Annotated in this window: 10 protein-coding genes; 4 read left to right on the plus strand and 6 right to left on the minus strand. The window is 63.7% G+C overall.

Translation table 11 applies throughout. The features are described 5' to 3' along the window. The 5 genes from ACGVKB_RS00865 to fabI form a co-directional block, all read right to left on the minus strand. Positions 1–387: hypothetical protein (locus ACGVKB_RS00865; RefSeq protein WP_392349377.1), on the minus strand; the 387-nt coding region annotated here is incomplete at its 3' end. A gap of 77 nt (positions 388–464) precedes the next feature. Next, a complete protein-coding gene (locus ACGVKB_RS00870; protein ID WP_392349378.1) occupies positions 465–1,172 on the minus strand; it encodes an SIMPL domain-containing protein in 708 nt (235 codons plus the stop codon). A gap of 106 nt (positions 1,173–1,278) precedes the next feature. Next, the gene (locus tag ACGVKB_RS00875; RefSeq protein ID WP_392349379.1) at positions 1,279–2,745 is read right to left on the minus strand and encodes a carotenoid oxygenase family protein; all 1,467 of its coding nucleotides are present in this window, start codon (positions 2,743–2,745) and stop codon (positions 1,279–1,281) included. A gap of 59 nt (positions 2,746–2,804) precedes the next feature. After that, entirely contained in the window at positions 2,805–3,413 is a 609-nt protein-coding gene (gene hisB / locus ACGVKB_RS00880; RefSeq protein ID WP_392349380.1) for an imidazoleglycerol-phosphate dehydratase HisB, read from the minus strand. A 34-nt stretch (positions 3,414–3,447) separates the two neighbouring features. After that, a complete protein-coding gene (gene fabI, locus ACGVKB_RS00885; protein ID WP_392349381.1) occupies positions 3,448–4,230 on the minus strand; it encodes an enoyl-ACP reductase FabI in 783 nt (260 codons plus the stop codon). 73 nt (positions 4,231–4,303) lie between these two features. Between fabI and ACGVKB_RS00890 the strand changes: the two genes are divergently transcribed. Both ACGVKB_RS00890 and ACGVKB_RS00895 read left to right on the plus strand, forming a co-directional pair. Next, positions 4,304–5,224, plus strand: coding sequence for an FAD-binding domain-containing protein (locus ACGVKB_RS00890; protein ID WP_392349385.1), 921 nt, complete (start codon positions 4,304–4,306; stop codon positions 5,222–5,224). Positions 5,225–5,241: 17 nt separating this feature from the next. After that, entirely contained in the window at positions 5,242–5,670 is a 429-nt protein-coding gene (locus tag ACGVKB_RS00895) for a hypothetical protein (protein WP_392349382.1), read from the plus strand. On the opposite strand, the gene ACGVKB_RS00900 is transcribed toward ACGVKB_RS00895, so the two are convergent. Next, positions 5,667–6,206, minus strand: coding sequence for a hypothetical protein (locus tag ACGVKB_RS00900; protein WP_392349383.1), 540 nt, complete (start codon positions 6,204–6,206; stop codon positions 5,667–5,669). The genes ACGVKB_RS00895 and ACGVKB_RS00900 overlap by 4 nt on opposite strands. Before the next feature lie 42 nt (positions 6,207–6,248). Between ACGVKB_RS00900 and ACGVKB_RS00905 the strand changes: the two genes are divergently transcribed. Further along, on the plus strand, positions 6,249–6,839 hold the full coding sequence (locus ACGVKB_RS00905) for a thioredoxin family protein (RefSeq protein ID WP_392349384.1): 591 nt from the start codon (positions 6,249–6,251) through the stop codon (positions 6,837–6,839). 19 nt (positions 6,840–6,858) lie between these two features. Then, positions 6,859–8,070 (plus strand): DegT/DnrJ/EryC1/StrS family aminotransferase (locus ACGVKB_RS00910; RefSeq protein ID WP_392349386.1); only part of this gene is annotated, 1,212 nt, incomplete at its 3' end.

Raw genomic sequence — 8,070 nt, forward strand, 5'->3', positions numbered from 1 at the left:
CACCGAATTCAACCAGGATTGCTGGTCACGGATGCAATAACTGATCCCCAGCCGAAAGCCCTGTGCATCCGCCAGCTTCAGCAAGGTGTTGAGCACACTCTTCTTGAGAATGCGTGTATCCAGAGACGAACTGCTCAACAACACCCGATTCAGTCCCTTAGGGATGGTGGAGAGTGCCTGCTCAACCGGTTCGTAATGCTTCTGGGCAATGGCATTGGCCAGACGGTTGTCATCGCCATCCATCAACACACCCTGTTCCGCGAGGGCATGGCGGTTCTTGCGCAACCGCTCCGTGACGTAGCTGCTCGCCGCCTTGTGGGGCCCTGCGTGAATCCACAACATCCGCTGATCGCGCTTGATCACCGGACGGGCGACAGAAACCGGCACAACATCAGCACAATTCAAATGAATTTAACACGCACAACGTTTTGCACATTGAGCCCGATAACCACCCAAGTTGATTGTTAATCAGACAGGCAATAAGTCAGCTGAAGGTGCACCGATGCACGGGGCTTGGGGGCTTCGCGGGGATCAAACCCCGCGGCTGATGCGGATGCACGGGCCTGCATCAGAGGGCGCACAGCACCACGGCGGTCGATCTGCTTGAGATTGACCCTGCGCCGCCCGATGTTGCGTGCAACCCACTGGGCCTCCTGACGTCCACGCTCCAGTGCTCGCGCTACCGCCCGCTGCTCGTCCGCCAGGGCAGACGCAGCATCCGCCAGTGACGTCATCCCCTGCACCCGCACTCCCGCCCGTCGCCCGGCCAGCTGAATCAGCGCGTCGTAGCGCCCAGGCCCCACCTCTCCGGAGAGGGTGGTGCTAGCGACAAACAGCGTGGCGGCCGCACTGCCCGATCTCCCCCGTTGATGGGTGCGGGGTGCCGGCACAGTGAGGGGGCCTCGAATCAACGGCGCTAAATCCCGGCGCAGCGGGCTGAGACGCTGATTGAGCTGCTTCAGGGCCGCTGCCTCACTGGGACCTTCTCCGGACAGCCCCAGAGAAAAGCGAAAACGATCCACATCACCCACCGCTTGTTCGTTTACGGCCAGCTGGAACAGTGTTCCCGAGCAGAGGCTCCCTCCCTGGAACGCCAACGCTGGTGTCGGCATCCCCAGAGCGAGGGTTGCGACCACCGGCAAAGCGATCCAACCGTTGTGATTCCGATGCATGCCCTGCATTCAGCTGAACCTGATCCTGATGACCTCAGAGGACAGGGATGTGACTCAAAGCCGGATCAAATTGGACCAGGTGTGACAAGGATGCGACGACCGTCGCTCAAGCCGCGGCCCAGCTGCCATGCAAACCGTGGGGAACCGCCAGGGGGAGCTCCAGCACCGCCACCTCGCTGAGATCAGCGGCATCCAGGATGACCAGATCCGACGCCTGGCGGGCGCCATTCCAAACCAGGTCCAACACCCAACCGTCATCTTCGGCCTCAGCACCGGGACGGCGCACCATCAGCGGTTCACTGACAAAGCCACGGGGGGCTGCACTCCAGGTGCGGGTCTCGCCGCTGCCCAGGTCCAGCTTCTGGATGGCCTGCAGCGGGTCGTTACCGGTGTCACGCTCGGCCACGGCCATCCAGGCATAACGGGCTGCCAGGCCCTGACGCTCAGGATTGACCATCGCGAATTCACAGGTGCGCGTGCTGATCCGCTCGGTCTGCACGGTCTCCCGGCTCAGGTCAAGACGACAGCGGTGCAGCAACCCTTCAGGAATCGCGTCAAAGTCGACTTCAGCGAAGTCGTCGTCGGGTCCGATCGAAGGGAAATCGTCGTAGACGATGCTCTCCACCACCACATGATCCCCGTCTTCAAAGGCATTGAGATGATGGAAGACGAAACCATCCGGCGCCTCGAGGATGCGCGGCTTCTGGCCGGCAAAACGGCCGGAGTCCCGCGGAATTAACCAGAAACGACCTTGTCCACCGGGCTGGGACGCCAGACATTGCGCCGCACCTTTTTCTCCGGTGACAAAGGGCAGCGGATTGAAGGCCACCGCGTTCTGAAGGAACACCGCCCAGTTGGGCGTGATCGCGAAATCGTGGAGGAAGGCGAAGCCAGGGAAGCTGTCGGAACGGTCATGCAGCAAGGCACCGGCATCGGGGCCATCGCTGGCGAACTCCATCAAGCGGATGGTGCTGCGGGGCCCCGTCTTCACCCCGAAGGTGACCATCGCTGGCCGGCCGTTGTGGCCGGGATCGAAGCGGGGGTGGGCGCTGAAAGCCTCGCCCTTTTTGAGCACACCATCGAGGCGGGAGAGGCCACGGGTCTCGAGGCTGTTGGGATCGAGGGCGTGGGGCTCGGCCGCTTCCCAGAGGGCCAGCAGCTGATCACCAAGTTTCACCACGTTGGTGTTGGCGATGTTCTTCAGCCGCAGATCAAAAGCATTGGCCAGACGCCCGCCGGGTTTCTGACTGCCGAACACGCCGCGGTAGAGAACCTTGCCGGCCTTTTCTTCCGCCAGCCACCCTTCGGTGCGCACGAAGCGGTTGCTCAAGGCCACCGCGCCGTTCTCGAAGCGCATCGCGGCGATCATCCCGTCCCCATCGAAGGGGTGATGCACGCGATGACCATCCCGCTCCAGGCGACCGGGACCATTGCGATAGAAGGTGCCCGCGAGCTCCGCTGGAACCGCACCACGGACTGGCGTCAGCGCAACGTCGCTGAGCTCCTGCTCCACGTTGACGAAGGAACTGGCCCAATCGTCGCGGGAATAGGTGCGAGCGGGAGCGACGGTCACGGGCAGCGGCGCAAGGCCCCACATCCTCTCGTAACGGACTGTGAAGTGCGCGTCGCGGTTCAGTTGGCGCCGGCCTGCTCCAGCACACCCTTGCTGCTCGGGATGGTCCCGGCCCGGCGGGGGTCGATCTCCGTCGCCATGCGCAGGGCCCGCGCAAACGCCTTGAAACAGGCTTCGACGATGTGGTGCGAATTCACCCCATCCAACTGACGGATGTGCAAGGTGAGACCGCTGTTGTTCACCACCGCCACGAAAAACTCCTTCACCAGTTCGGTGTCGTACGTGCCGATCTTCTGGCTCGGGATGCTGAGGCTGTAACTCAGGTGCGGGCGACCGGAACAGTCGAGGGCGACCTGAACCAAGGCCTCATCGAGGGGAGCGACAAAATGCCCGAAGCGATGGATGCCCTTGCGATCACCCAAGGCTTTGCTCAGGGCCTGACCCACCGCAATGCCCACATCCTCGTTGGTGTGGTGGTCATCGATGTGGGTGTCGCCCACGGCGTTGATCTCCAGGTCGATCAGCCCATGGCTGCTGATCTGATGGAGCATGTGGTCCAGGAACGGAACGCCCGTGCTGGCTTGGCAACGGCCTGTGCCGTCAAGGCCCAAGCGGACCTTGACGTCGGTTTCACCGGTGACGCGGTGCACCTCACCCAGACGTTCCATCAGTTCACGGCTGATCCAGTGCCCTCATGCTGCCTCACATTCCGGTGACGCAGTAGCCGGCATCCACGTAAATGGTCTGTCCGGAAATCCCGCTCGCCAGATCGCTAAGCAGGAAGGCGGCCGTGCCGCCGACTTCCATCTGCGTGACCGTGCGACGCAGAGGAGCCTTCTCCTCCACGTTGTGGATCATCTCGAGGATGCCGCCGATGGCGGAGCTGGCCAGGGTGCGGATCGGGCCAGCGCTGATGGCATTGACGCGAACCTGCTTCTCAGGGCCAAGCTCAGCGGCCAGGTAACGCACAGACGCTTCCAGGGCCGCCTTGGCCACACCCATCACGTTGTAGTTGGGGATGGCGCGCTCAGCACCGAGGTAGGAGAGGGTGATCACGCCGGCTTTCTCGCTGAACAACGGCTTGGCATGGGCGCAGAGCGGAGCCAGGGAATAGGCGCTGATATCCAAGGAGCGGGCGAAACCCTCGGCGGTGGTGGCGCTGTAGTCACCGATCAGCTCCTCCTTGCCAGCGAAGGCCAGGCAATGGACCAGGCCATCGAGAACGCCCCACTTCTCCTTGATTTCGGCGAAGACACCGGCCATCTGGTCCGCATCCTGCACATTCAGGGGCAGGAACAGGCTGGGCTCGAGGGGAGCGGTGAGCTCGCGCACCTTGGCTTCAAACCGACCTTTCTCATCGGGGAGATAGGTGATGCCGAGATCAGCACCAGCCGCCTTGAGCTGCTGGGCGATCCCCCAGGCGATGGAACGGTTGTTGGCGATGCCGGTGACAAGGATCTTCTTACCGGTGAGATCGAGCAGCATCGGGCGGACCGGAATCAGGTGGAATCGCGCGATTCTCCCCCATCCCCCGCCAGGATCACCGCTCATTGGAACGATCAGGCCGGTGACCGCCGATCCAGCTCAAGCCAATCCTGGGGATCTGCCCCGGCGTTTTTCCAGCCGCAATGAACTGAACAGCTTCCTTGCGACCACCTTTCCAGAGGCCGCAGGAGACCTCAGCAGCATCCAAGGTGGCCGTCAGGCTGCGGAACGGCAGTTGCAACGGGTGGATGCCAAGCGCTACGGCCGAAGCCGCAACCACCTCAATGGCGCCGTCACCCGCCTCTCCCCGTACATCCGCCATGGCGTTTTAACCCTGGCGGAAGTGCGCGATGCGGTGTTTCAGCAACTGGAACAGCGGCAGTTGCGGCGCGACGACGGCAGCAAATTGATCAATGAGCTGGGCTGGCGTGACTTCTGGCAACGGATGTGGGACGACCTGGGCGATGGCATCGATGACGACCAGGAGCCACTGAAGACCGGCCACGACAGCGCCAGTTACAGCCGCGAGCTGCCGGACGATATCCGTGCCGGACAAACCGGCCTGGCCTGCATGGATGGCTTCCGCGAGGAGTTAGTGAACACGGGTTGGCTGCACAACCACGCGCGGATGTGGATGGCGGCCTATCTCGTGCATTGGCGCCGGGTGCACTGGAAAGCCGGAGCGGATTGGTTCCTCGAGCACCTGCTCGATGGCGATCCATCCAGCAACCACCTCAGCTGGCAATGGGTGGCCAGCAGCTTCAGCCACAAGCCGTACTTCTTCAACCGCGGCAATTTGGAGCGCTACAGCGACGGCCGTTATTGCCAGGACTGCCCCAGCGCTGGGCAATGCCCGTTTGAGGGCAGCTACGACCAGCTCGAAAACCAGCTGTTCGCCCCCCAACCCGCGATCCGGGAGACCGGCGACCGCCGCAACCGCCGTGATGGGCGCGGTCAACGCGCCAATGCCGCCCTGGCCCGCCCGAAGCGATAACCCCGTCACACCACGCCATGACCGTTCAACGACCGATCGTCTGGGTGCATGAGGAATCCCTCGGCCCCGCCAACCCAGCCCTTCAGGACTACCCCGAGGCCGCCGCGGTGTTCGTCTTCGATGAAGCCTGGATCAACAACCAACACATCAGCCGCAAACGGCTCGGCTTTCTCTACGAAACCTGCCTGGAACTCCCGGTGACCCTTCGCAAGGGGGATGTGGCCGCTGAGGTGCTGGGCTTCGCCCGCCGCCATGGCGCCGATGGCATCGTGACCACTGCCGCCGTTGATCCACGGCTGAAGCGCGTCGCCGCAGCACTGGAGCGCGAGCTACCGCTGGTGATCCTGGACGGGGAACCGTTTGTCGCGCTGCCACGCCCCCCCCGACTGGGACGCTTCAGCCGCTACTGGCGCGAGGCCGAGCCCGTGGTGTGGGAGGGGTTTTAGTCGGCGCGCTCTTCGGCCTCTTTCAACAGCTGCTTCACCCGTTTGAGTTCCTCGACGGGATTGGTCAGCAGATCCTCTTCCTCCAGGGCCGGCAGACGGACGGGGATCACCTCCGCCTCTGAACGCGGCGGGTCGACCCACTGCCAGGTCGCCTGGGGAGCCCGCGCGTTGCACAGCGCTTCGAGCTCCTGACGCAGGGCCTTGGTCACGTCACGGCGCGCCACAACCTCAAAAAATTCCTGACGGCTGGCCAACCCAGAACTGAACGGTGTTGCCCCATTGCCGTTGAACAGGCGGGCGGGGTCGGGGATCCAACGCGGCTGGCAGACCCCCGCCGTCTCCGTGTCGGTTTCCAGAAAAATGTGGATGCCGTAGCCATCGGGTTGGTTCACCACCGCCAGGCCGTCGTGGGGGACAGAACGCGATAGCGGCAGCACCCGCCAGGTGCCCTCTGGCTTGGGGGCGCCGCAGGCGCACAGCAGACCAGCGAGACCGAGGCCCAGGGGAATCGTTGGTCGCACCGCCACACGTCGCAATCGACAGCCATCCTGCTGGAGGTCTCCCGTCTTTGCCGTGCCATGGCCCTGACCCCCTCGACAATGCTGCCCCTCGAGAGCGGGTTGCCGGTCTTTGCGCTGCCGGCCGTCAGCGGTCACAGCGGCCGCTTCAGCGACGGTGATCTGGATCAACGCCCCGTGCTGCTGATGGTGCTGTGCGCCCACTGCCCCTTCGTGAAGCATGTGGAAGCGGAACTGGGTCGAATCGAACGGAACTACGGCCAGCGACTCCAGATGGTGGGCTTCAGCAGCAACAGCCTGATTACCCATCCCCAGGACGGCCCAGCCCAGCTGGCTGAGCAAGCCCAACGCCAGGGCTGGCAGTTTCCGTATCTGCTCGATGAGCAGCAGACCTTGGCCAAGGCCCTGCGGGCGGCCTGCACCCCGGAGTTCTATCTGTTCAAGCCCGATGCGAGCGGAGCCCAGACGTTGCGCTATCGCGGTCAACTGGATGGCAGTCGCCCCGGCAATGACCAGCCCCTCAACGGTGCAGACCTGCGGGCAGCACTGGAGGCCGTGGTGACAGGTGCTCCGGTGAACCCGGAGCAAGTCGCCTCCGTGGGCTGCAACGTGAAGTGGAACCCCGGACAGGAACCCGACTGGTTTGGCTGAGACCCGTAAGATTTCCTTTATGCAGGTGCCTCCCTTCAGTCTCAGTCAGCAGATCAGTGATCTCGGCGCGGACCTCGACGCTGCAGTGCTGGACGTTCTGCGCAGTGGGCAGTACATCGGTGGGCCTCAGATCCAGCAATTCGAACAAGCCTTCGCCCGCAGCGTGGGAAGTCGCCACGCCGTGGGCTGCAACAGCGGCACGGATGCACTGATCCTGGCGCTGCGGGGCTTGGGCATCGGCGCCGGTGATGAAGTGATCACCTGCTCCTTCAGTTTTTTCGCGACCGCAGAAGCGATCAGCGCCGTGGGCGCCACACCGGTGTTCGTCGATGTCGATCCCGGCACCTACCTGATCGATCTGGATCGGATCGAGGCCGCGATCACGCCGGCCACCAAGGCCCTGATGCCGGTGCATCTGTTCGGCCGGCCCGTGGACATGACGCGGCTGATGGCGATCGCCACGGCCCATGGTCTGAAAGTGGTGGAGGATTGCGCCCAGGCCACCGGCGCCCGCTGGAACGATCAACCGGTGGGCAGCTTCGGTGATGCCGGCTGCTTCAGCTTCTTCCCCACGAAAAACCTCGGTGCCGCCGGTGATGGCGGTGCCATCACCACCAGCGACGACGCCCTGGCCCAGGGGATGCGTGAGCTGGCGGTGCACGGCATGCCCCAGCGCTACCTGCACACCTCATTGGGGTACAACAGCCGCCTCGATGCCATTCAGGCGGCTGTGCTCAACGTCAAGCTGCCGAAACTGAACGGTTGGATCGAACGGCGCAAAGCCATCGCCCAGCGCTACCGGGACAAGCTCACCCACCTGCAAGGGATCCAACTCCCCGACGACCAGCCAGGCCACAGCTGGAACCAATTTGTGGTGCAAGTGGGCCAATGCCCCCAGGGTCAGAGCCTCTGCGAAGGCAGCTGCAGCCCATCAGCCACCAGTGCCCGCCACGGCCTGCCCGAAAGCTGTTGCCGCGACTGGTTCAAACAGGCTCTGCAGGACCAAGGCGTCAACACGATCATTTATTACCCGATTCCGATCCACCGCCAGCCGGCCTACGCCGATCTCGGCCTCCAGCCCGGCTCTCTCCCCGTCACCGAACAGCTCTGCACCACGGTGCTCAGCCTGCCGATCTTCCCGGAGCTGACAGACCAACAGCAACAACGGGTGGTGGACAGCCTCGAGCAGCTGCTGGGCGCTTCAGCCCCCACCCAGCTCCCCACACGCAGC

Origin of the sequence: Parasynechococcus sp. (assembly GCF_042954325.1) — a bacterium.
Classification (GTDB): domain Bacteria; phylum Cyanobacteriota; class Cyanobacteriia; order PCC-6307; family Cyanobiaceae; genus Parasynechococcus.